The organism is Shewanella sp. 4_MG-2023, from assembly GCF_030548015.1.
Taxonomy (GTDB): domain Bacteria; phylum Pseudomonadota; class Gammaproteobacteria; order Enterobacterales; family Shewanellaceae; genus Shewanella.
On the sequence record NZ_JAUORL010000001.1, the window covers coordinates 121776 to 144679 of the forward strand.

General features: G+C 41.8%; 20 protein-coding genes. 5 read left to right on the forward strand and 15 right to left on the reverse strand.

Annotated elements, in window-relative coordinates; all coding sequences use genetic code 11:
• Positions 1 to 68 precede the first annotated feature (68 nt).
• Together Q4546_RS00515 and Q4546_RS00520 are read right to left on the reverse strand one after the other, a co-directional pair.
• Positions 69 to 800, reverse strand: coding sequence for an LrgB family protein (locus tag Q4546_RS00515; protein ID WP_241904037.1), 732 nt, complete (start codon positions 798 to 800; stop codon positions 69 to 71).
• Position 801: 1 nt separating this feature from the next.
• Positions 802 to 1248, reverse strand: a complete 447-nt coding sequence (locus tag Q4546_RS00520) for a CidA/LrgA family protein (RefSeq protein ID WP_303445483.1) — start codon at positions 1246 to 1248, stop codon at positions 802 to 804.
• Between the two features lie 120 nt (positions 1249 to 1368).
• Here Q4546_RS00520 and Q4546_RS00525 point away from each other — a divergent pair, with 120 nt between their 5' ends.
• The gene (locus Q4546_RS00525) at positions 1369 to 2265 is read left to right on the forward strand and encodes a LysR substrate-binding domain-containing protein (protein WP_102477038.1); all 897 of its coding nucleotides are present in this window, start codon (positions 1369 to 1371) and stop codon (positions 2263 to 2265) included.
• Positions 2266 to 2917: 652 nt separating this feature from the next.
• On the opposite strand, the gene Q4546_RS00530 is transcribed toward Q4546_RS00525, so the two are convergent.
• The 10 genes from Q4546_RS00530 to Q4546_RS00575 form a co-directional block, all read right to left on the reverse strand.
• Positions 2918 to 3496 (reverse strand): LPP20 family lipoprotein, encoded by a 579-nt coding sequence (locus Q4546_RS00530; RefSeq protein WP_241901119.1) that lies wholly within the window; start codon positions 3494 to 3496, stop codon positions 2918 to 2920.
• Positions 3493 to 4746, reverse strand: a complete 1254-nt coding sequence (locus tag Q4546_RS00535) for a transglycosylase SLT domain-containing protein (protein ID WP_157936439.1) — start codon at positions 4744 to 4746, stop codon at positions 3493 to 3495. The genes Q4546_RS00530 and Q4546_RS00535 overlap by 4 nt, the downstream gene beginning before the upstream one ends.
• A gap of 10 nt (positions 4747 to 4756) precedes the next feature.
• Positions 4757 to 5551, reverse strand: coding sequence for an ETEC_3214 domain-containing protein (locus Q4546_RS00540; protein ID WP_241901118.1), 795 nt, complete (start codon positions 5549 to 5551; stop codon positions 4757 to 4759).
• Positions 5552 to 5605: 54 nt separating this feature from the next.
• Positions 5606 to 6331 carry a hypothetical protein gene (locus Q4546_RS00545; RefSeq protein ID WP_102439142.1) on the reverse strand — a complete coding sequence of 242 codons (726 nt, stop codon included), beginning with the start codon at positions 6329 to 6331 and terminating at the stop codon, positions 5606 to 5608.
• Positions 6331 to 7623, reverse strand: a complete 1293-nt coding sequence (locus Q4546_RS00550; RefSeq protein WP_102439143.1) for a hypothetical protein — start codon at positions 7621 to 7623, stop codon at positions 6331 to 6333. The genes Q4546_RS00545 and Q4546_RS00550 overlap by 1 nt, the downstream gene beginning before the upstream one ends.
• 17 nt (positions 7624 to 7640) lie before the next feature.
• Positions 7641 to 9005, reverse strand: coding sequence for a hypothetical protein (locus Q4546_RS00555; RefSeq protein WP_102477036.1), 1365 nt, complete (start codon positions 9003 to 9005; stop codon positions 7641 to 7643).
• Entirely contained in the window at positions 9002 to 10129 is a 1128-nt protein-coding gene (locus Q4546_RS00560) for a hypothetical protein (protein WP_102520776.1), read from the reverse strand. Before Q4546_RS00560 ends, Q4546_RS00555 begins: the two co-directional genes overlap by 4 nt.
• A gap of 8 nt (positions 10130 to 10137) precedes the next feature.
• Positions 10138 to 11040 (reverse strand): LPP20 family lipoprotein, encoded by a 903-nt coding sequence (locus tag Q4546_RS00565; protein ID WP_303445484.1) that lies wholly within the window; start codon positions 11038 to 11040, stop codon positions 10138 to 10140.
• Complete coding sequence (locus Q4546_RS00570; RefSeq protein WP_303445485.1) at positions 11040 to 11741, reverse strand: hypothetical protein; 702 nt, start codon at positions 11739 to 11741, stop codon at positions 11040 to 11042. The genes Q4546_RS00565 and Q4546_RS00570 overlap by 1 nt, the downstream gene beginning before the upstream one ends.
• A 706-nt stretch (positions 11742 to 12447) precedes the next feature.
• Positions 12448 to 14439, reverse strand: a complete 1992-nt coding sequence (locus tag Q4546_RS00575; protein WP_303410681.1) for an alkyl/aryl-sulfatase — start codon at positions 14437 to 14439, stop codon at positions 12448 to 12450.
• A 147-nt stretch (positions 14440 to 14586) separates the two neighbouring features.
• Between Q4546_RS00575 and Q4546_RS00580 the strand changes: the two genes are divergently transcribed.
• Both Q4546_RS00580 and Q4546_RS00585 read left to right on the forward strand, forming a co-directional pair.
• Positions 14587 to 15414 carry a LysR family transcriptional regulator gene (locus tag Q4546_RS00580; protein WP_102440445.1) on the forward strand — a complete coding sequence of 276 codons (828 nt, stop codon included), beginning with the start codon at positions 14587 to 14589 and terminating at the stop codon, positions 15412 to 15414.
• Positions 15415 to 15505: 91 nt separating this feature from the next.
• On the forward strand, positions 15506 to 16651 hold the full coding sequence (locus Q4546_RS00585) for a serine hydrolase (RefSeq protein WP_303445486.1): 1146 nt from the start codon (positions 15506 to 15508) through the stop codon (positions 16649 to 16651).
• A 173-nt stretch (positions 16652 to 16824) separates the two neighbouring features.
• Here the strand turns inward: Q4546_RS00585 and Q4546_RS00590 are convergent, their stop codons facing one another.
• Positions 16825 to 18012 carry a kynureninase gene (locus tag Q4546_RS00590; protein WP_303445487.1) on the reverse strand — a complete coding sequence of 396 codons (1188 nt, stop codon included), beginning with the start codon at positions 18010 to 18012 and terminating at the stop codon, positions 16825 to 16827.
• A 147-nt stretch (positions 18013 to 18159) separates the two neighbouring features.
• On the reverse strand, positions 18160 to 19005 hold the full coding sequence (kynA, locus tag Q4546_RS00595) for a tryptophan 2,3-dioxygenase (RefSeq protein WP_102476692.1): 846 nt from the start codon (positions 19003 to 19005) through the stop codon (positions 18160 to 18162).
• Positions 19006 to 19413: 408 nt separating this feature from the next.
• Here kynA and Q4546_RS00600 point away from each other — a divergent pair, with 408 nt between their 5' ends.
• Complete coding sequence (locus tag Q4546_RS00600; RefSeq protein ID WP_102440441.1) at positions 19414 to 20973, forward strand: NAD(P)/FAD-dependent oxidoreductase; 1560 nt, start codon at positions 19414 to 19416, stop codon at positions 20971 to 20973.
• Positions 20966 to 22183: an FAD-binding oxidoreductase gene (locus Q4546_RS00605; protein ID WP_102531899.1), complete on the forward strand. Its 1218-nt coding sequence runs from the start codon at positions 20966 to 20968 to the stop codon at positions 22181 to 22183. The genes Q4546_RS00600 and Q4546_RS00605 overlap by 8 nt, the downstream gene beginning before the upstream one ends.
• Here the strand turns inward: Q4546_RS00605 and Q4546_RS00610 are convergent.
• The gene (locus Q4546_RS00610; RefSeq protein ID WP_198589377.1) at positions 22173 to 22826 is read right to left on the reverse strand and encodes a TetR/AcrR family transcriptional regulator; all 654 of its coding nucleotides are present in this window, start codon (positions 22824 to 22826) and stop codon (positions 22173 to 22175) included. The two genes, Q4546_RS00605 and Q4546_RS00610, sit on opposite strands and share 11 nt — an antisense overlap.
• Positions 22827 to 22904 lie beyond the last annotated feature (78 nt).

Consider the following 22904-nt stretch of genomic DNA (forward strand, 5'->3'; position numbering starts at 1 on the left):
AAAACCATTTTGACTAATTAATATGCGGTAAGCTTGCTTAAAAAGCAAACATAAAGCAGTTGATTTATTTACACTAAAACATAAGCAAATAACGGCGCGCCAATCACCATAGCAATACCGGTAAAAATCATGGTTAGGCTGGCAACAACCCCTTCCTCTTGGCCAATTTCAGCCGCCTTGGCCGCGCCCACACCATGGGCAGCGCCGCCTAAAGCTGCACCTTTTGCCAATGGGCTTTTAATTTTGGCTAATTTAAATACAGGGCCGCAAAGTAACATGCCTAGCACCCCAGTAATTAATACTAAGGTTGCAGTTAAATCAGGTGCACCGCCAAATGCGGTAGTTGCCTCAATAGCAAATGGGGTTGATACTGAACGCACCAGTAAACTGTGTGATAGCTCAGGCGGTAAATAAACAAACTGCTCAATCAGCCATGAAGATAATAATCCCACCAGCAAACCAGTAATCACCCCAATGCTAATTGTTAATGGATAACGGCCAATTAACTTACGCTCACGGTATATGGGCAGCGCAAAGGCAATAGTTGCTGGCGCAAGCAAAGCGCTAAGATAATGGTTATAAACAAAATAAGTAGGTAACGGCACTGAAAAAATCACTACCAATACCATTAAACTTGCCGGTGTTGAAATAATCGGTGACAACCACCAGTAATGGTAATGACGGTATAAAAACTTACTTGTAAAATAAGCCACTAAGGTTGCTAGCAGACAGATTAGCGCAGCGGTTTGTGATGTCATCCATGGCGATGTCATTAAGGTCAATGAGCTAAGAAACTGCATATTAAACTCCCACCGTATCTGACGTTGCCAGCGCTGCATCTGCTAACATTTTTGTTGCTCTTTTGCGACTTGCGCGGTTTCTACGGCGCTCGAATCTAAATACCCTATCGATAACAAAACCGGTGATCACTAACACTGAAATACTGCCCAGCACTAAGGTGAACATCAAACTCATCCCAAACTCTTCAAACATCGGAGCATAATGGATTGAGGCGATAACCGGAGGAATAAAAAACAGCAATAATTCACCAATTAACCACATTGCGCCAACGGCCACAAACCGCTCAGGTAACCACTTAAATGCCAATAGAATGTACAAGCAAATCAGGCCAATCACACTACTTGGTATGGGTAACGCTAGCAGCTCAACCAAGTATTGAGCGCTAAAAGCTAACCCACACAAAAAAGCCACTTGTAACAGCAAATAGGAAGTTCGTTTTACAAACATCAGGGAGGAAGTCATAACACATCAGATTAAATTCGTTTCGAGGTGGCTATTTTACCCTTGCAATAAAAATAAAAATAATGAATATTATTTACCAATTAAATAACTAAAAGCTATGTAATTATGGATCTTAAAACGCTGCAATATTTTGTCGACATCGTAAACTGTGGTGGCTTTAATCGCGCTGCAGAAAAAATCCATATTAGCCAACCTGCGCTGTCAAAATCCATCACCCAATTGGAAGCTGAACTTGAGCTTACGCTACTCACCCGTGGTAAACGCGGCACAGCCGTAACCCTTACCAGCTACGGCCAGCTGGTGTATGACTATGCGCAGCAGTTACTCAGCACCAAACAAGCGCTGTTTGATGAAATAGCCTTACTGAAAGGGCTCCATAAAGGGCAGTTAAAATTAGGCTTAGCGCCACTGGGCAGCGCCGAGCTATTTGCGCCAATTATTGCCAAATACCAGCAACGTTATCCACACATTAATAATCAGCTGTTAGTTCGCGGTGGAGTGCAACAAACCTTAGCATTAAAAAATGGCGAAATAGAGCTAGCAACAGGTATTATCGAGCTTAATCAAGAGTTTGAAGGAATAGCAATTCATACCGAGCCTATGGTCGTGGTGCTGCCAAGTCAGCACCCGCTGGCAAAGCAGCCGCAAATATCCATCAAGGCACTGGGTAACTGCGAGCATATCTTATTTGAAGCAGAGTTTTCACTGCATGAGATGGTCATTAATGCTTATCAACAGGCTGGTATCAGCATAGAAAGCCCAACCTTAGTGAATCAACCTGAGTTTGGCATAGCGCTGGTTGCTGCAGGCACTGGGATAATGTTATTACCTAAGTTTATTGCCGAGCGTTATCAACTGGAAGGCGTGGTGCAGCGTGAACTTATTGATACCAATTTAAGCTGGAAGATGAATTTATTTTGGAGTAAAGGCAAGCCATTATCTTTTGCCGCAATTGCCATGATTGAGCAGGTTAAAGAGCACCTTAACCAGCTAGCGCTTTAAATGCTAAAGTTGAATCATTTCAGATGAGATATCTCGCTATCAAACAACCTGAAAGTGATAATAGAAATGGATCGATTCTAAAGACAATTTAGGGCATAAGTGATTGAGTAATGCCGCAGTGGACGAAAACCCGGGCCAAGCGGCGGCTTTTTGCTTTTTCTGGCAGACCTTGTTAAAAGTAGTCACGACTGACCCAAGATGCGCCAGTGAACGAACACGCAATGACATAAGAGCCATGACAAAGTTTTCGCTTCTTTACATGTACACTTTAGCATTCTCGTGAAATCTAGTACGCTCTGATTTCCATCAGCTATCCTTACGGCCATACCCATGATTGAAGTTTCAAAGAACTTCATTAGCTGTTGAGTTGACATCATCCTTTTATTATCTTCCGCAGCTTCATGTGCTATGAATTTCTCGCCTTTCCAATCTAACAAGTTTACTAGCAAGAATCAGGGCAAGATAACGATGCCAATTTACAATAGAATACGGTCTTAGATGTTATATCACATTCTAAGACCTTCTATTACTTAATAGGATCCAGTTAAAAGCTATAGCCAATATCTGTACCGTTACTGATACTCAGAGTTTCACCGAGTAAGGTGAAACTCATTTCTGATGAATCATAAGTAGTGACTTTATAGCAAACTTATTAAAGCTTTTTTGCAGATGAAAGTTCAGCTTCTAGCTCTTTCATCGCTTTTTGAGTTTTAAATTCAGAATAAAGTACGGCTTCATCGTTAGGATCTAGCTTTTTACCAGACTCTTTAATTAACTTGTCAAATAAAGGCTTAGTATTTTCCATAATGACTAATGCACACAATTGTTTTTGATCATCAATACGAGCAAAAGCGACTTCTTTTGGTATTGCGCCTACAAGACTTTGTTCAGCAATCTGTTTGCTTACTTGTGCAAAGCTTGAACTACTTGTAGTCGTGTCATCTTCTTGTTGCTGTTGGTTAACTAGCTTATCCATCACCATTGCTTTAGTGTTTATTTGCGCAGCTAGATCTGCACGTGCGTTGGCAATCGCTTGTGCTCTACTTGCAGCCATATTACCGCTCCACTGAACACAGCTTGAAGATGCTAAGCCTGTTTCATGTGTCGGCATCAATACCCAACTCGGGACACTGTCATTTTCAGCTAGCGGTGTCGACTGAGGCTCTTGAGTGCTACTACATGCACCAACTAAAAGAAGGGTGCTAGCGATCATTAAATGTTTCTTCATCATAATTTACTGTTTCCATTCCATGTGGGTAATTTTGCTTGGTATTGCTCTTCTAATTTACGAACTTTTTTAAGGTAATTCTTAGTTTCAGAATAAGGTAAATCTTGCATTAGAGTGTGATAAACCTGCTCACTAGACATGGTATTTATTTTCCCTAATGCTTGTTTAACATTGCGATTGCTACCACCATTAAATGCCTTAGCGACATTACCTGCACCGGTATTGTAAGCCGCTATAACGCAGTATTTTCGACTTTGAGGATCAATAATGCCCTTAAGGTAGCGCTCAGATAATATCGAAAGATAGCCTGCTCCATAGAGAATATTTGTTTCTGGCTGATAGAGTTCGTTTGCGGTGGGAGCAGCTTCTTGTTGAAGCAACTTATTAGCCACATCCATTCCTGCCGATCTCGGGACAATCTGCATTAAGCCAAAGGCTGGTATATGGGATTTTGCTTCTGGATTAAATGATGACTCAGCATGGGAGATTGCTAACAATAAAGCCAGTTCTTGTCGCTGCTCACTGGCTTGTGTATTAAACGAATCCAAATATGGTGATGCCTTTTTATATAAATAGTCGTCAGGTAACGCAATCGTATACGACTGTATATTCTTATACTTCACATCCTTCTTTTTAACTTGCTCTACTTGTTTTTCAAGGTTTTTAACTCGTAACTGCTGTTGCTTATCAAGCTGTTGCTTCTTAGTCTTTAGCTCAGTTTCAGTAAGCCTTTCGTCAGCCTCAAAGCTATTTACGACTTGCTCATGCTGCACAATAATTTGTTGTTTTAGCAAAATTTCAGATGCTTCGACTTGAGGTTGCTGAATCATTTTTGGCGTTGTTTGCTGTAACAATTCAAAAGAATCGTCATTGTCGATGACGATTTTTACTAACGTCGCTGTATTGCTTTTATCCAGTTCTGCTGACGTTAAAGGATCATCCCCAACAAGCTGCTCTATGGTTAACGTATTGGCTTGTTCGTTAACAATAATCCTGCTGTTTAAATCGTCACTATAAACAATTTCTTGCTCAATTGAGCTTTGCGCAGGTGCAGCCCATTGCTCTAGCAGTTGGCCACGAAATGCATCATATTCTGCCAAGTATTGCTGCCTAAATGTGTCATATTCTTGCTGTCTTTGTTGGCTGAAATCCTGTTGCTGCTGTTTCCAGCCTTTTTTAAACTCATCAAAAGAGGCATCTGTTGCGAGTACCAAAGACGGTAGAAGTATCATTGGTAGCAGTAGTTTACGCATGACTATGTCCTTAAAAGTAAGCATTGAATTCATACTTTGTCAGCAATGAATCTGCAATATATTGCGGTGAAATCTCAGAAATGCCATAAAAATTAGCAGTATAAGCCGCTAGTTTTTGTGTTAATTGGCTTACCTCTGCAGAATTGTCTTCTAACGTTGCATGTTCAAGCTCATTCAAGGTTAAAGTGGCATTTGTTTGAACTTGTTCATATTCAGTGAAACCGGCCAACAAATTTAAGTACATTCCCTGTGCCCCTAATTCTTTAGATTGCAGGTAGTAACTCACATTTTGATAATCATAAAAAAATAAATTTGAATCAGCTGTTATATCTGCAATGGTATTGGCTTTAAGTAAGTGGTCAGTAAAAGGTACTGCTGGGGTGAACTCAGCAAGTAACGGATTTTCATGTTGTAAGCTATGTAGCACAATTCCCACAATGCGCTGCTCTTTGTTAATTAGCGTCAGCAGATATTTAGGATCTTTATAATAACGATATTCGATATTGGGATCTAAATTCGAGGTTTTAATCACCTGAGGAATACCCACACTCTGCTGCACAAACTCAAGATAATTACCAATATCCAAAGCTGCTACTCTTTTATCCTCTATCTGGTGAGTAAAATGAGTAATGAATGCTTGATAACCCTCTGTAAGTAATTGCTTGGTGTCAGCCCAATTACCCAAGCCCATTAGCACCACCATCAGCACTAAAAAGCCTGAAGCGACTCGAGCAAAAAAGCCTTTTTTCTTGGGCTGGCCACCGGTATTGACGGTGTTTTTATTTAAAATATCTTGAGCATTCATTCGCTAAATTTTTATCCTTTACGTTTTACAATATGGCTTTATTGTTCTTAGTGATTAAAAATAACTACTTAAATCATCGGCTTGACTAGCTTCAATTTGTTGTAATTTGTCCTCTGCATTTTCAAGCAATTGCAGACAGACTGGCTCATCACAGGCCCCCATTAAGTTCACCACTTCATCAAATTTTTCAGCGGCTAACCATATTTTCCCGACGGCTATTTTACTTTGGTTTAGGGTTAATTTTTCAGGGTGTAAATGTTCGTCTAAATAGGCTAAAGCTGATGCTAAATCAGTTTGGCTCGCAATTAATGCCACCGCATCGGCTTGTGTTCGCCTATGCTGTAACGCCACCTTTAGCATCGCACGTAATAACTCAATATCACCGTCTTCTGCTGCCCACCAAGCGCCAGTGAGTGCCAGCCCGGCTATATTATATGAAGCATCACTAGAACTAACCTTACCTTCACAATTCAAACCATCGTGTGTTTTTTCTTGTTGATAATCCGTAATATTGGCATCTATAAAACTCAATGGTTTTGGCAGTACTTGCGACGTACGCGCCATTAAATCAGCGCGCACTTGCTCTCGTAGCGGTAACGTTAACGCACGCCGACAAGCTGCTTGTAAAGCAGCTTTTGAGTGTGTTTTTAAAGCCACCACTTTAGCGCTACTACCATTTGCCTCACTAATAAAAAAAGGGCTAGTTTCTCTAACGACACCACTACTATCTACGGAAATGTCGCCAGAGAAAATCGAGGCAGCTAAAACAATAGATAGCATTAAAGCTCCTCGGTGCTCGATACCTTGCCTGAAGCTGCTTGTGGGTTTGCCGCGTTATTATTTACACCGCCAACAGCCTTAATTTTGCGAGCTGAGTTATCGCTGGCATTTAAACTTTGCCCACCCACTTGCATCTCTTTATTGGCTTTTTTCGCTGTAGCTTCAAGGCTTGGTGAATACACTGCAATACTGTACTGCCAGTAACCATCTTCACTACTAAAGCTTTTTACACTGACACCCGCAGGCAGTGTTCCCTTTGCTAGTGTCGAGTAATCATCAGATTGTTTAAATTGGTTAACAAAGGTTTCACGATCATTTTCAAGCACTTTTACTTGCTGAGGATCTTGCATGTAAGGGTCGTCATATTGAAATTGTGAAGAACCTTCCATTTGCTTTTCATCAAAGCTACCTTCCCAATACACTTTCTCACCTTGCATGGTTGCCAATAATGCTGAGCGAGCTCGGGTTTGCGATTGTGACTTGGCTGCAGAGCGTAACTTATTGGCTACAGACTTATTTTTATTTTGTCGAATAATCGCAGAGCCATACCCCATAACAACAACTTCACCGGTTTCTGCATGGGTGAGGATTTTAGCGCCGACTGGAGGTAACACCCCACCTTTGATATCGCTAACAACTTGTTTAAAAATGCTATTAGGATCTGTGGTGACCGCTACTGCACCATGCTTTTGACGCACTTGAGCACGTGTTTTAGGCGTAGAAATTAAACTCACACGCACATTACTTGCTGCAACATCGTCATACACATCAAATGTCACGAAGCCTGCAAGAGAACCTGAGATCGACTCCTTACAGGCTTCCATCATTTTTGTTTGTGTATTGGCAACACTATCAACGCCAGTATCAATCGCATCCATACTGGTCTGAACGAGATTACTACATTGATGATCAACCCCTGTCATGTTTTCGATTAGCTGCTTTTTTGCGATCAAGTAAGCTTGGTTATAGGCGCCTCGCTTAGATAGTAATGTGGCATTGAGGTTGTCATAGGTGGTGTAACTGACGCTACCAATAGACAAAATCCCTGTTCCACTACCAACCTGGATCATTTTGACACCGTCTTCATCATTTTCAATCAACGCTTGATGTGCAACCGCAACCGCCAAACTGGCATCATCAGCGACGATGGCATCACCTTGCACGAGCACATCATCGCTATCAACCTGTTCAGCACCAGGTCTTGCCGGCACCATATCGGTTAAATCAAAGTCATCGCTCGCCATTGCTGGCATAGAAAGCGAAAGCGCTAGAGTTAATATTCTTAATTTCAAAATAGTTTCCTTACTTTTTAATATCTAAGAGTAAAATCATTTTCAATACTGATGGCGGATAATCTGTTACCAGTGGTAGTTAACACTTGATGCACGGCATCAGCGAGGTCACCTGTCGCGCCTTTATATCTCAGGCTAGCAACAATGTTGTTATCTTTTTCATATATGGTCACATCAGACACTCCGCCCAAGGTACTTAACAATGCTTGAAGTTTTTGCGGTTGCTTGATTTGGGATTGGGGTAACCATATTTGGCGGACTAGTCCGCCTCGAGCAACAACTTGAGTAAACGCCTGTTGCAACGCTTGTTGTAAATCTTGGGCTTGTTGTTCATGGGCAAGATGAACTGACATTAAGTCTTGTTCAACTCGCTGACCACTGGGCAAAGCTAATAGCGCAGGGTTATTTTTCCAGTGGCCATAGATATTACCGCTCAAATCTTGAACGCTCACATTGAGGTGTAATCGACTGGTATTGGTGGTATTCGCTAACTCAGCAGCGGCCAATACCACTAAACTAGCCACGTTAGCGACTTCCACACCTTGCTCACCTAACCATAAGGTTAATTCGGTTTTTAAAGGCTCTGGCGCAATCACTTTCACCCGCGGCGAGCCTATTACTGATAAAAGCTTGGATGCTTGCTGCACTAGCGGTTTTTTTTCAACTACCGCATGCAATGTCACTTGCAAACCATCATTATCGATATTTTGGCTATCTAAAATCTGCCACTCTTTAACTAAACCTTCGCTATGGCTGGATAACTGTTGCCCAATAAGCTCTTGCATTTGGGTGGTTTCAGTATCATTTAACACCTGTAAGTTCATCAATGATGACTGACTGTGCTGCTGGGTTAACCACACGCCAACCACCTGTGAAACAGCTCGTTGTAAAGCATCCATTTCAGCATGATGACGAGCGGTTTTGCCATTTTTAGGCCAACCTTCACCCGACACGGTAACACTGATATTTTGAGTACCTTCTTCCCAGTTTTGATGGCTAGGAGCAGGAATATCCAGCAAAGACAAGCTAACGCTGACACAAGTATCATTACCACTTAAGCTAGGTGATGAGGTGTTTAATGGAATAGCCCCCATACTTAACCCCTCAATAATGTCACTACGTTGCTGCTCATAAAGGCGCACAGTGTCATCATCTAACGATGCTCCTAAAAACTGATTATTGTCGGTAATAGCTAAACTTTTATTACCTTTAATAAATGCTGCCAGCTCTGCCGCAGCTTGGGTTTTAGCACTAGAAATAGCCAAGTTACCACGACCATAAGCGCAGGCAGTTGTTTCCATCATGCCATCAGGGAGAACCTTCACCTCTGCCGCCAGTGGCGTAGACAATAAGGCTAATAAACTTAAGCCTATTGTTCTCATGTGCGTTTCTCCAAAAAGCCTTGTGGCGTCCCTACAGAAACAGCAAATACCTTACTGTTAGGATTAGGGCGATAAATTCCACCTTTAGCTTTTTTCTTGATTGAATCCGCAAGGTCATTATCTTTCCAGCGAATGATCTCGCCAATAGAACTATTGGCAGAAGGAGTCACATGAGCAACACCAATAGGTTCAACAAACCCTGCTTCATAGCTAAATACAATCATGGTTTCATTGGGTAATACACCTGCATTTTGACCGCGGTCTAGACTTAGTTGATTACCTTTTATACCCATTACCTGAGTAGTTGCAGGCATTTCTGTCAGCATACGCGTTAATAAAATATCAATGCCACGAGAAGCCATATCATTGACTACGGCATTAACATGAGCACTATCAAAATAACGGAAGCCACTCACATAACGATTGCTGGCAGTGACGTATTTGAGTTCAGACCGCTGGCGCACATCTTCAGATTTAACTCTAATTTTGCCTAAATTAGGGTGAGATAATTTTTCACGAGTGTAAGGATTAAGCACCGAACTGGTTAGCTCTAAGGTGTAATCCATCCAACTGGTGATACTGCCTTCATTTTTAACCGTTCGTAGTGAATCTAATTTAACGATGTAATCTGGATGAAGCACTTGCTGGCGACTGACTTTTTCAGCTAATGCTTTAGCCCCTTGCTGATCAAGAACTGTTTGTTGTTCTTGTGAGACAGTTTTATCGTCACGGGTAACAATTCTAAAACGATTAATGCCAGCAAACTGATTCTCTAGCATCATTAACAGTTGCTGATCTTCAAAGGCACTTAATGCTTCAACCCCTTCCCCTTCACCAGTAACCCTAGCGACGTCAAAATACATCCGGACAATAGGTTTTTTCAGTGGGCAGCCATCATTTTCATTGTTTACATCGAAACTACAGCGGTCTAAACCCTGAGTATCAAAATAAGACGGAACACGAATGTCACTGTCTTTAAATTCGTAAGCACTTTTTGCCACTTCCGCATTAGATGCTCGATTACTGACTTTATCTGTGCGAGTCTGCTGTGCAGGAGTACTTTGACAACCCGCCAGCACAGCTAAAGCGAGTAGAGAAAAAGAAGCATATTTTACAAATTTCATAACAAATCCTAATTATCGAACATCCAATTACTGATAGGGTCTTGTACTTGTGTTTCTAACTGCTGCAGAGCAATTGACTTAGCTATCGCAGAATCAGCACCGACGCCTTCGGCAACAACATTGCGCTGATGTAATACTCTAAAAGGTGACTTGGTTTCTGTAATCGACAGCAACAAATTGGCTTGGGCTAAGCGCTTAGCACCACGATTAGCGTATTTCCATTTCAGATTAGCTTTGACCCACAAAGGCGTATTACCACCTTGAGGAAGTGCGCTGCTTAATACTGATTTAACCGTAGCTAATTCATGACTGGCGATGACTTGGCAGGACACAGAATCAAATGCCTGCCGCTTATGCGCCATAAAACCCTCAAGCTGTTGATAAAAATCACTATTACTAGCATTGAGTAAGCTCAGTACCCTTAAGCGTTTATTGGCAACATCGAGGGTTTCATCATAGCGAAGCGCCCAAATAAACTTCTGGCTGGTTTTTGCTGGAGGGGGTGACAGACGGGACAAAATAGCCAACTCATTTTCTAAGTTAGCGATGAGTGTCGATTTTTTTATTCCAAGCAGTAAAGCTGTTTCAGTGTTGACTTGCGCAGCCTTTAACTCCTCTACACCTTCGAGTGTAAAAGGCAAACTACTCATCTGACTCGTTTGCGTAAATTGGCTTTCTGCATGGCTGTTTTTAGTCGTTATAACCTGAGTTTGTTCAACGCTATAATCAACACTTAATTGCGCTACGATCTCGCTTAAAGCCGCATCTCTGGCAGCGATACGATCGCTGCCAGTCCCAATACCAATGATGTAATCATCATTGGTCGGTGTATGCGTTACCCACTCAGGCCAAGCATATACAGAAGCGCTAAAAGCAATTGCCATAAAAAAGGCAAATAGGCTTTTAATCATTAGCTTTTAGCTTCCTGCTCTTGTTGAAGCTGTTTAACTGCATCAATTGTTTCTTTTTCTAAATCAATAATTTCATTAGCTTCTAGTGCGAGTGATAATTGATCCGTGGCTTTTAATAACGCAGTGCCAAGATCTTGTGGATCCTCTTCAGCTTCTTCATCAGATATAATAGAATTGAATATAGAACCTGCTGCATTGATTGCCGTTGCTTGCGCTACTGCTGTACCATGTTCAGATAAGATATAAACAGACTTAGCAATTTCTACTGTCAAAGTCGTTGTTAACTCAACATTTTGGTTGTAAACATTTTCATTAGCTTGGCTATAAGCATTAATTTTTGGTGCAATTTTTTCTTCTTCAGTTTTAGCGCCAGCATCAAACTCTGCAATGGCAAGCTCAAGCTCTTCAGGAGTGGCATCTTTATAAGCATATAAAAATGCTTGCACGTCTCTAAAGTTTTCAGTTTGTGTTCTATATTCGCCAATAACTTTACGTTGACGCTCCAATATAGCTGCAGCCATATTCAAAAACTCATCAACGCCTGGTTGAATAGTTACTGGGTTATAGCCTAAGTTATCCATTTTGACAGTAAGCTCTGATACAGCTTGATCTCGATCAAGCGTTGCAGCGTTATCAGATGTTGAAGCACAGCCAGTAAATAATGGTACGCAGATTAATGCACAGATGAGAGATTTTTTCACGTGATAGTTCCTTTGATAATAGAATTATCAAGGAAGAAGGCGCAGGCAAATATTATAAAAAATGGATCTTCCATAATAAATTTCTTAACTCTTCCCTGAATCGTGGTTTCATACTACAACAATAAAAAAATATAAACCACAGGAAAGTAACGCATTTTTACATCACAATCACAAATTTAGACACTCAGCACAAACCGACAACAACCCAGTAAATAGCATGTACATTAGAAAAAAAACACAAAATAAAACTATTACAAAAACAAATTACAGAATAAAATTCCGCATATAAATTAAAAAATAACAACTAGGTTATCGTGAACGATAAAATTCACTCAATATTTATTAATTTAATATAAAAATATTAATATCTTTATATTAAATTTTTGAAATATATAAAAAGTACTTTTCTCTTCCTCCTCTATACCTCAATTAAGAGTGTGCAGTTATTATTTGAATTCGGGTTTTCAATGCTTAGCTAAACGTAATATATAATTTATTATTAGGCATGTTGCCATGATACATACCTTAAATAATCGCCATAAAATAATAGTTTCACTAATGCGCATCTAGTTAACCAAGAGATATTTAGCATTTAAGCCAGCCTAAGCGAAAAAATCCCTAGCTTAGATAGCTAGGGATTTTTTGTTGGTGAACTAACTCGTCTGCCTTTAACATTGAATGTTACAAATCGATTATACTCGTTCCCCTATGGCACAATTTTAAACGATGGGTTTGCTTGGGTTAGCGACTTAGCGAGTTTTTGAATTACTGTCTGATCGCCTTGTAAACTGGCTTGCTTGGTTTTCAGTAATTCCGCGATGCTCACCTGCTGTAAACTAAACTTATCAACATCTTCTTTGTTGATGGTAAAGGTTGCATCTGCAGCGCTCTTTTTAGTCACTTTGATGTTGTTGAGGTTACCGTTACTCATTTCAACATAGTAAGTTTCGTTAATATCAGGCAGTACGATATTCATGGTAAAGCTATTGTGTTGGGCAACACTGGCATCAACTTGCACTGCCAGATAATCTAAAATCATCCCCATGTCCATTTCACTGATCACATCAGCAGAATTGCCTTTTAACACTGTTTCTTGAATGCCATGGCGCAGTTCATAAGCACCACTTAAATACACGTTGCGCCAGCCCGCGCCTTCACTTTGATAGCCCAGTTGCTCGTAGGTATCAGCCAGTAAGTCGCGGCCTTGTTGTAGCTCAGGGCAAGCGGTTACGACTTTATTCATTGCCGTGGCAACAAAATTATATTCGCCTTTATCAAAGTCGCCCTGCGCTTTGGTTAACACCGCTTTACAGCCTCCCATGTACTCAACAAACTTAGCCGCTTCAGCTTGGGTTGGCAGTGGGTTAAGGTTTGCCGGATTCATATCAAAATAGCCAAGATATAAGTTATATACTGCTCTGGCATTATGGCTGTAGGTACCGTGGTACCCATTGGTATGCCATGCACTTTGAATGGTTTCTGGGATCAGGTTTTGGATCTCCCAGCCAATGTCTTGCATCACTACGCCGTTATTGGCTAAACGCAGCGACTGATTATGAACAAAGCCATAGTTGTCTCGTTGCAGTTTAAGAAAATCATTTAAATCTTCATTGCCCCAAATCGGCGCTGAGTGCGCAGCAAATAACACATCCGCTTCAGCACCAAACTCAGTGATCACCTCATTAATTTTCTTTGACCACAGTAGCGCATCTCTGGTTTTCGCACCGCGTAAGGTGTAAATGTTATGCATGCCTTTATAGGTCAGCTCTGCTGCCCAAATGGCGTTCATACTTGGAATATAGGCCACAGCTTCTGAGGTCGCCTCTGTACCAGACGCATTCATGAAAATAAATTCAAGTCCATCAATAGTCCAAGACTCAATATCAGCTTTATGATTAGTTTCAATTGGTTTGACGTAGCTTAGCTCGCCTTTAGTGACCGCATTTGATAGCGCTGCATCAACAATACCGGTTTCACCAATTGGCAATACGGTGCCATATTGATAAGACACGCGGCGTGACATGGCATTACCCGCTAGCACGTTTTCATCAACTATTTCTTTGGTGATGTTTTTAGAGCCATAAGCCACTACATCAGGGAACATTTTTTGAATACCACGCGCGCCGCCAAAATGATCGCCATGGGAGTGGGAATAGATCATCGCTACCACAGGTAAATCGCCGTCTTCTGGTAAGTTGTTTAACGCAAAACGAAGCGATGCTTCAGCAGCCTCTGGGGTCGTTAACGGATCTAAAATAATCCAGCCTGTTTCACCTCTAACAAGGCTCATATTGGCAAGGTCGGTGCCGCGTACCTGAAAGATTTTATCTGAGACTTGATACAAGCCTGCCGCCTCATGGTTCACTTGCCCTTGACGCCATAATGATGGATTCACTGTATCAGGGGTTTTACCTTCTAAAAATCGATAATCATTCCAAATGATGGCTGCGGTTGTTTCATCAAATTCGGCGATTAAGCCTTTACGGGTTTCTTCAAAGCCCTTGGTATTGTTAAAGTCTAAGGTTTTGGCAAAAGCTTTATTGGCTGCAATAGTCGCTTTGGTGGCTGGCTTTCCTTGGTATTCGAATGTGGTCGTAAGCGCATGCTCATCGGTGCCTGCGCTATGGTCATGATCGTGCGCCACGACAGCTGAAGAACATACAGACAAAATTACTGTAGTAATAATTGATTTTTTCATAAACACCTCGGTTTAAAGTAAAGCCAGATATCAGTTTAAGGGGACTAAATATCATCAATAGGTGTATTATATATAAGCTGTGACAACGATGAATAAGCTACAAGTGATGTTAAGCATAAGCCTGACTTATATTAAAGAGGCCGTAATATGGATTTGAATCTGCTAAACACCTTCATGAAAGTGTATGAATTACAGTCATACACTAAAGCTGCCGAGCATTTTAATATCAGTCAGGCGGCGGTGAGTATGCGCATAAAACAACTTGAAGCCGATATCGCTAATACGTTATTTATCCGCAAAGGCCGCTCTATTGAGCCTACTGCCCATGCCAATTACATGATGACTAAACTCGCGCCAGCGTCAGATTTAGTTTATGAAGCCCTATTTAAAGTCGGCCATAAAATTTATGCCCCTGATTTATTGGTTTATGACTTAGCCAGCCTCGACATTGACGTGTATACCCCACCGCTGAATCAAGAGCAGATTTTTACTGATATCAGAAATCGAAAGGTCGACTTGGTATTAGACTTTGTCACCATTAACGACCCAAGCGTGGTGAGTGAAAAGGTATCTGAAGAAGAAGTGATGGTTGCCGTAAGACAAGATCATCCTCGGATTGTAGACTCAATCACTGAACAAGAGTTTTATAATGAGCGCCATGTATCCATCAATGTCAGGCGCGAAAAGTCGAACTTATTTATGCTATTAAGTGACGCGCCAAAACCCAGAGATATTGCCCATGAGGCCACTTCGCTAGTCTCACAGCTTGCCTATGTCGCCCATACTGATGCCATATCCATCACCCCGAAACGACTTGCCGCGATTGCAACAAAGCTAGGCGTAAAGCTACTTGCTTGCCCAATGAAAATGAATAAAGCGCCCATCTCGATGCTTTATCATCGATCATTTTTACATAATGATGAGCATATAAAATTAAGGCAAAAAGTGAAAAATAAAATCAGCCTTCGCAATTAAGGTTAAGCAACTGATTTTTTTATTTGAATGTTGAGATAACAAGATAGTTACCCCCAAAAAATATGCTGCCCAATAATGTTAAGGACAACTAATGACCGTTTGTGTAAACACCACCAAATTAATCTGTTTTTTATTATTACTAACTAGTCAAAGCTATGGCTATGCCTCCTCGTTATTAGGTAATACAGCGCCTAAAAAAGTCAGCATTACAACTACATCAATAGCAAGGTTAATCAAGGACACCATAGATGATTCACCTCAGCCATTTAGTGGCAGCGTCATTTTACTAGAAAATGGTAAGCCACTGCTCAAGTTACAAAAAGGCAAAGAAATTACCCAAGGTTCTAGCTTTGTTATAGCATCTCTTTCTAAACAAATTACCGCCACTTTGATTCTGCAAGCTGTCGATGCTGGTCAGCTAGACTTAAAGGGTTCACTGAATAGTTATCTTTTTGATGAGGCTGCCCCTAATCAACCCAAACAGCACAACAGTATTGAGTCGAGCTCAATCGAAAAAACTCATTTTGATCCTAAACGATATAACGAAACAATTACCATACATCACCTCCTTAGTCACACCTCTGGAGTTGACAAGTTAGGCCAGCCCAATAAATTTGAACCTGGCAGTCAATTTCAATACTCTAACTTTGGTTATTCTCTTTTAGGGCAACTACTCGAACAGGTAAACCAACAATCATTTGCTCAACAGATTGTGCAGTTTTCACAAAATAATAAGCTAGACGAGCTTTATGCAGAAGTGGGCAGTATTGATAATATTCGACGAAAAGTGACTTCACTGGCTGTCGGCCTAAATGAATCAGATGTTCTTACAGCTACAGATTTAGTGATTGACGAAGCACTTCTCCCTGCAGGAGGGTTAATTGCATCCACAAAAGCTTTTGCCTCATTTCAGCATAAATTACATTCTGGTAAGTTTATCAGCCCAAAAAGTTATGGGCTTATGACACAGTCTCATAGCAAGATTAAATTTTTATGGCCGGACATGAGTTATGGCTACGGGCTTAGGATCAATAAAGAAGATGGCATTTTAGAGTACAGCCATACTGGCTACTTATCTGGCTACATGTCTATGTCACTCCACTACCCAGAATATAATGTAGATTTGGTCATGTTAGAAAACATATCCTTAAATCTAAATGATCTCAGCCGCGTCTTCGAGCTTCACACCCAGATACGACAAGCTATTCGTCACAATTTATCCCTCAACAAACGATAACGCCTCTGTAAACATTAACTCCCCAGTAAATAAAGTGAAGCGCTCAAAATTAACTCCTCAATATTAACCAGCCAAGTAGCATGGCTGGTTAATCTTTTAAGCAGACAAGCGCTGCAAAAGCTAAGCAAAAAAACTTTAGTAACAGAAATTTAGTAAAAAAGTTTAGTAAAAAACTAGCTCAAGCTTTTAGCCAAGTCCTCAATCGCATTCAGCGCATTAGATAACTGCGCATTTGATAAGTATGGTGCGGGGCCAAAGCGTAACTGATTGCCGCGACTGTCACATAAAACGCCTTGTTTCCCCAGCGCCACAACCCACTGATTGGCTTTGGCGGTGGTTAAAGACAAAAATCCAGCATTATCAATGATGTTATGTGACGGCAAAGCTAAAACGTCACGGCTTAAGCCCATAGTTTCAATCCCTTGCCATAAGGCAGTAATTTGCTGCTGACTTATCGCCCTCAGCTTGATGTCAGTAAGCTTATGTTGCTCAAAAAAATCAAACACTTCAGCGGCGCGGTAATGGCTGGCGGGATCATAAGTCGAGCCTGCAAAAGCGCTTTGACCCGGGCCATAACCCACTTTCCCCGGTACGTGATCAAGTACCTCAAATTCCGCATACCAGCCAGTGATAATCGGGCTGCCCTGATACTCTGCAGGAATGCGCAGCATGCAATTGCCCTCACCTGCCTGACAATATTTGTAGCCACCAGCCACGATAAATGCCGAGGTGAGCTGCCATGCATCGAGATTAAATGGCAGCACATTAAGGGCATGATAGGCATCAACCAAACAAGGGATGTTTAAATCTTGTGCCGCTTTTGCCACCAAGCCAACGTCGTTAAATATCTCACTGGTGCCAAAAAATACTGCTGATAACATTACGGCATCGGTATCGCTATCAAGCTTGTTGATGATGCGCTCAGCTAAAGTGTCACTTGGCTGCACCTCAACCACTTCAATATCAACATTGATGTCTTTTAAACGGCTCAGCTGGCGCCTCAAGGAGTGAAATTCACCATCTGTAGTGATAATCTTAATCGGGCGTTTAAGGGGTTGTTTAAAGCAATGCAAGTCGGACAAAAAGCGTAAGATCAGTTCATGGGTTGAAGCGCCTAAGGCAATTTGCGCTTGGGGCTCACCCAATAAACCACGGTAAAAGTCACGCACCCGGTCAGCTTTTTCAAAGGCTAGTGACCATTTTTCATCTATGTGTTTTGCGGCATCATCAAAGCACTTTACTAAGCCCAGCTTTGCTACATCAGGCCAGGCTTGATGAGAGTGGCCCGACAATAAAATACGCTCGCTCACCTTAAAGCTTTGATAGTGAGTTTGTAGTGTTAGCGCAAAATCCTGATCCATGCTTGCTCTCCAAAACCGATTATTTTTATTGGTAATCTTGTGTTATTTGTAACTGATACTATTACTGATATCGCTACTGATATTGCTGCCCGCGCTCGTACTTGTGCTAGCAGGGTTGTAAATATAGTAGTAAACCCGTAATCAAATTTACAGATGGGTGCGTAACTCAAACAGCTCAGGGAAAAAGCTAATATCCAGGGCTTTTTTCAAGAAGCCCACCCCAGATGAGCCGCCCGTACCCATTTTATTGCCAATTATGCGCTGCACGGTATACATATGCTTAAAGCGCCACTGCTGAAAACTGTCTTCGATATCAATTAACTTTTCGGCGAGTTCATACAGTTGAAAGTGCTCGTCGGCATTTTGGTAGACGTTTAGCCATGCATTTAACACTGAATCATTACGCTCATAGGGCTGGCTAAAATCACGATTTAACTGCAATGCTTCAATATGTAAACCACGCTCATGCAATACTTTTAAAGTGACATCATACAAACTAGGCGCTTCGAGAATTTGCGTTAACTCTTGATGCACCACAGGATCGCTTTCATGCACTTTTAGTAAAGAGGCGTTCTTGTTACCCAATAAAAACTCCAACTTACGATAACCATAAGACTGAAATCCCGATGAGTGGCCTAAAGAATCTCGAAATTTAAGGTAATCCACAGGGGTAAGTGTTGAAAGAATATTCCACGACTGAGTTAACTGGTTAAAAATCTGTTTGACCCGAGAAATCACTTTAAAAGCATGACCAAAATCGCCCTGCTGGATATTGGTAATCGCCACACTGAGTTCATGCCCTGCTAGCTTTAGCCACAATTCACTGGATTGATGGATCACAATAAACAACATCTCATCATGTTGATCTGATAATGGCTGCTGCGCCGACAACACTTGATTTAACTGTAGATAATCGCCATAGGACATATCATCTTTAAAGTCGGTGTGAATATCCTCTTCCATCGCCCGATAGTTACTGTGGGGACAACTCATGTTTATCGCTCCGGTTATTATTTTTATGCCTCAAAAACGATTTATTTAATCACGAACACTGCCTCAAGTCAGTGAGGACTGAATATTAACGTCATGCCTTACTGTACGCCTGAGTTAACACTGACGTTACAAGTGCCGATAACAAAACTGACAGCTCAACCGATAACTAAACCAACAGCCATTGTCCAAAAGCCAGTTAATTGATCAAAAAAACAGAGATGATTAACTGAATCAATCTTGACAAAGCACACATAACACACATATCTTTACAGTATAAAGTTTACACCGTAAGGATTGCTTTTTAACTTTGCCTTACTCGTTCGAGCCTTATCTGTTCAAAGGGACACAAGGGATTTATACCGCAAGTCGATATAACAAATTGATACTAACAATGGAGCTGAAACCACAATGACAGATTTTGATGCGATTGTAATTGGAGCAGGGAACGCTGGCTTAACCGCAGCAACCACCTTGCAAAGAGGCGGAGCAAGAACATTATTGCTCGAACGCCATAATATTCCTGGAGGTTGTGCCACCTCTTTTGTGCGCGGTAATTTTGAATTTGAAGTGGCTCTGCACCAACTTAGCGGCATGGGCACTGAGCAAAATCCGTTTATCATGCGTCAAATATTCACTGAACTGGGCATCATGGATCAACTTGATGTGGTTGAAGAGCGCGAGCTATATCGCTTTGTGATGCCATCAGCTAACGGCGCTAAGCCTGAAATTGATATTACTTTGCCAGCACATTGGAAAGCGCTGGGTAAAACACTGGTGAGTCACTATCCAGAAGAAGCAGACAATATTGGCCAGTTTTTAGATTTATGTGCAGGCCTTGCCATGGAATGCTTTATGGTCATGCCTAAAGTAAGGCATTCAAATGATGAAGCAGTTTTAAAAGCAAGCTGCCCGTTATTTGTGAAGTACGGCTTAAGGCCAGCCAAAGAATTACTGGATCAATTTTTTACCAATAAAGATCTTAAAGCCGTTATCGCCGCCTACTGGTGCTATCTGGGTTTACCGCCAAAAGACTTCCCGTTTCGTGACTTGGCAGTGATGCTATATGCCTACGCATCATTCAAACCTTGTCATATTAAAGGCGGCTCACAAGCTATTTCTAGCGCCTTATTGGAATCATTCCTTAATGCGGGTGGTGAGGTTCGTTTTAACTGCGGCGCTGACAAAATTATTACTGATAAAAACCAAGTTGTTGGGGTTAAAACTGAGCACAATGAGATATTTACTTGTAAGCAAGTTATCTCCAATACCAGCCCATTACACACCTTCAATGAACTGCTGGATATCCCAACGCCGAAACAAGCCGCATTTGATATGAAGTCGCGCCGTATTGGCACCTCTGCTTTTGTGCTTTACCTAGGGTTAGATTGCTCCCCAAGTGATATCGGCGTGACTGCGGCATCCAACTTTATTATTGATGATCGAGATGAAGAAGTGGCTCATGAGATCATGCAATCGTTAACGCCGCCAAAACACACCATGATGACCTGCTATAACCATGATGATCCCAGTTTTGCCCCGCAAGGTAAGTCGGCATTATCTTTACTTTGTTTGCAGTATGGCGAACCTTGGCAAGCACTCAGCCCTGAAGATTATGCTCGTACCAAATACCAGTTTGCAGAAAAACTCCTTGATCACGCCGAGCGAGTATTTCCTCACATTCGTGAGCATATTGAAGAAGTAGAAGTGGCCACCCCATTAACCATGATGCGTTACTTAAATACCCCCCATGGGGCGATATATGGTTTCCAGCAAAACACCCAAGATGCCAATATATTTCGTCGCCGCGTCAGTGAAGTAGCCGGTCTCAACTTAGCAGGTTGCTGGAATGGCATGGGCGGCTTCCAGCCAACCTATATGGTCGGTCAAAGCACCGCCAAAGAAGTACTAAAGCAATTATCAAAGCCTAAAGCGGCCTCGCAACCACAACAGGAGTTATCACATGCCTAATTCAGTCATCGAAAAAGAACAACGCCCCGTGGTGAATATTTTGCATGCGGTCGACGGTTACAATGAAGCGCTAGCACACCAAAAAAACTTGTATCAGGCAGGCACCGACTTTAACGAACAAAAAGGCAATGTGGCCCAAACTATCGCTCGGTTACATCCTAAAAGATTAAAGCTCACTGTCAGTGAGGTGATTGTCGATACCCCAAGCACAGTCACCTTGCGCTTAACCTCAAACACCCAAACCCTGCCGCCATTTCAGGCAGGCCAATATATTAATTTATTTGTCGATATTAACGGCACTAAAACCGCTAGACCTTACGCCATATCCTCAGCGCCCCAGCAGCGAGAATATTATGATTTAACCATCAAACGGGTTGAGGGTGGCTTTGTATCTAACTATTTACTAGATCAAGTGAAAACAGGCGATAGCTTTGAAAGCACAGGTCCCATGGGCACCTTTTACCATAACCCGCTATTTCACGGTGATGACTTAGTCTTCATTGCAGGCGGTTCAGGCATTGCCCCAGCCAGAAGTATGATCAAAGACATTGTTGCCAACACCTTAGTTGAGCGTAAGAAAAACCAAAAGCTGCATCTTATCTATACCAGCAGTTATCAAGCTGATGTGATTTTTGATGAAGAATTAAAGCAACTTGAAAAAGAGCATGATTTTTTGCGCATCAGTTGGATCATTACCCGTCCCAACGAGCAATACCAAGGGATGACAGGACGGATTAATGTTGAGCGGCTGACACAATTGTTAGGGGATGACGCTGAAAAATTATCACAGAAGATGTTCTATGTATGCGGGCCTACCAGCTTTCATGACCACTGCGCTGAGCAACTCAGGCTACTTAACGTCAAAGCCAGACGAGTACGAATAGAATGTAATGGCCCGCCTAAAAACCCACAAAACTTAGCGGGATGGCCGAGCAATGTTAACGCCTCAGATGTGATTAAGGTGACGATTAAAGGCCAAGGCAGTTTTGAAGCCAGAGTGGATGAGCCATTACTCAACAGCATGGAGCGTTATGGCTTTAGCGCCGAGAATGCCTGCCGCTCTGGTGAATGCAGCTTATGTCGAGTGAAGGTGCTAAACGGCGCGGTATTTAACCCCGCAGAAGCAAAGCTACGCTCAACCGATGAAGCTTATGGCTGGTGTCATTCTTGTGTGGCTTTTCCCTTAAGCGACATTGAAATTATGATTTAAGCTTGAAATAAACCGAGCTGGCGTCAGCTAAATATTGTTTTAAGTTAACCCCTTGCGGTAACTGAATATGGCCTTCGGTCATAAGTGCCGCCATGCCGTGTACCATAGCCCAAGCGCCAATTGCTTGGGCTTTTACTTTTTGGTTGTCTTCATTTTGTAAGGCAAAGGCGGAGCGAAGCAAATTAAATGGTCGTCTTAGTTGCTCATTTTCATTATGACTATTCTCACTATGGTTATTTTGTTCAGTCGACGAACTTGTCTTTAATGCTGGCGTTTTCATTGCTGAAGCCTCAACTTGACCAAGCATCAAACGGTATAGTTGTGGATTCGCGATGGCAAACTCTAAGTAGCTCACCCCATAAGCCAACACTAACTCTCCCGCTACCGCAGCATCATTTTTATCTAGATGTGCCGTGCAGTGTTCCATCGCATCAGCCATGAGTACAAAACCAGACTCAATAATATGACTCAGCAATTGTTTTTTGTTTTTGAAATGCGCATAAGGTGCCATATGAGAAACACCCACTTCAGCCGCTATCGCCCGCAGTGACAAGGCATTAGCGCCATCGCGTTGCAAGATAGTATTGGCTGCAGCAATCAAAGACGCCTTTAAGTCACCGTGATGATATTGTTTATCACTCATAAAACTCATACACCTTAAGTCTAATATGTTAATTATTATAATGAGGGCAACGTGAGAAATCATTAGAAATATATAATA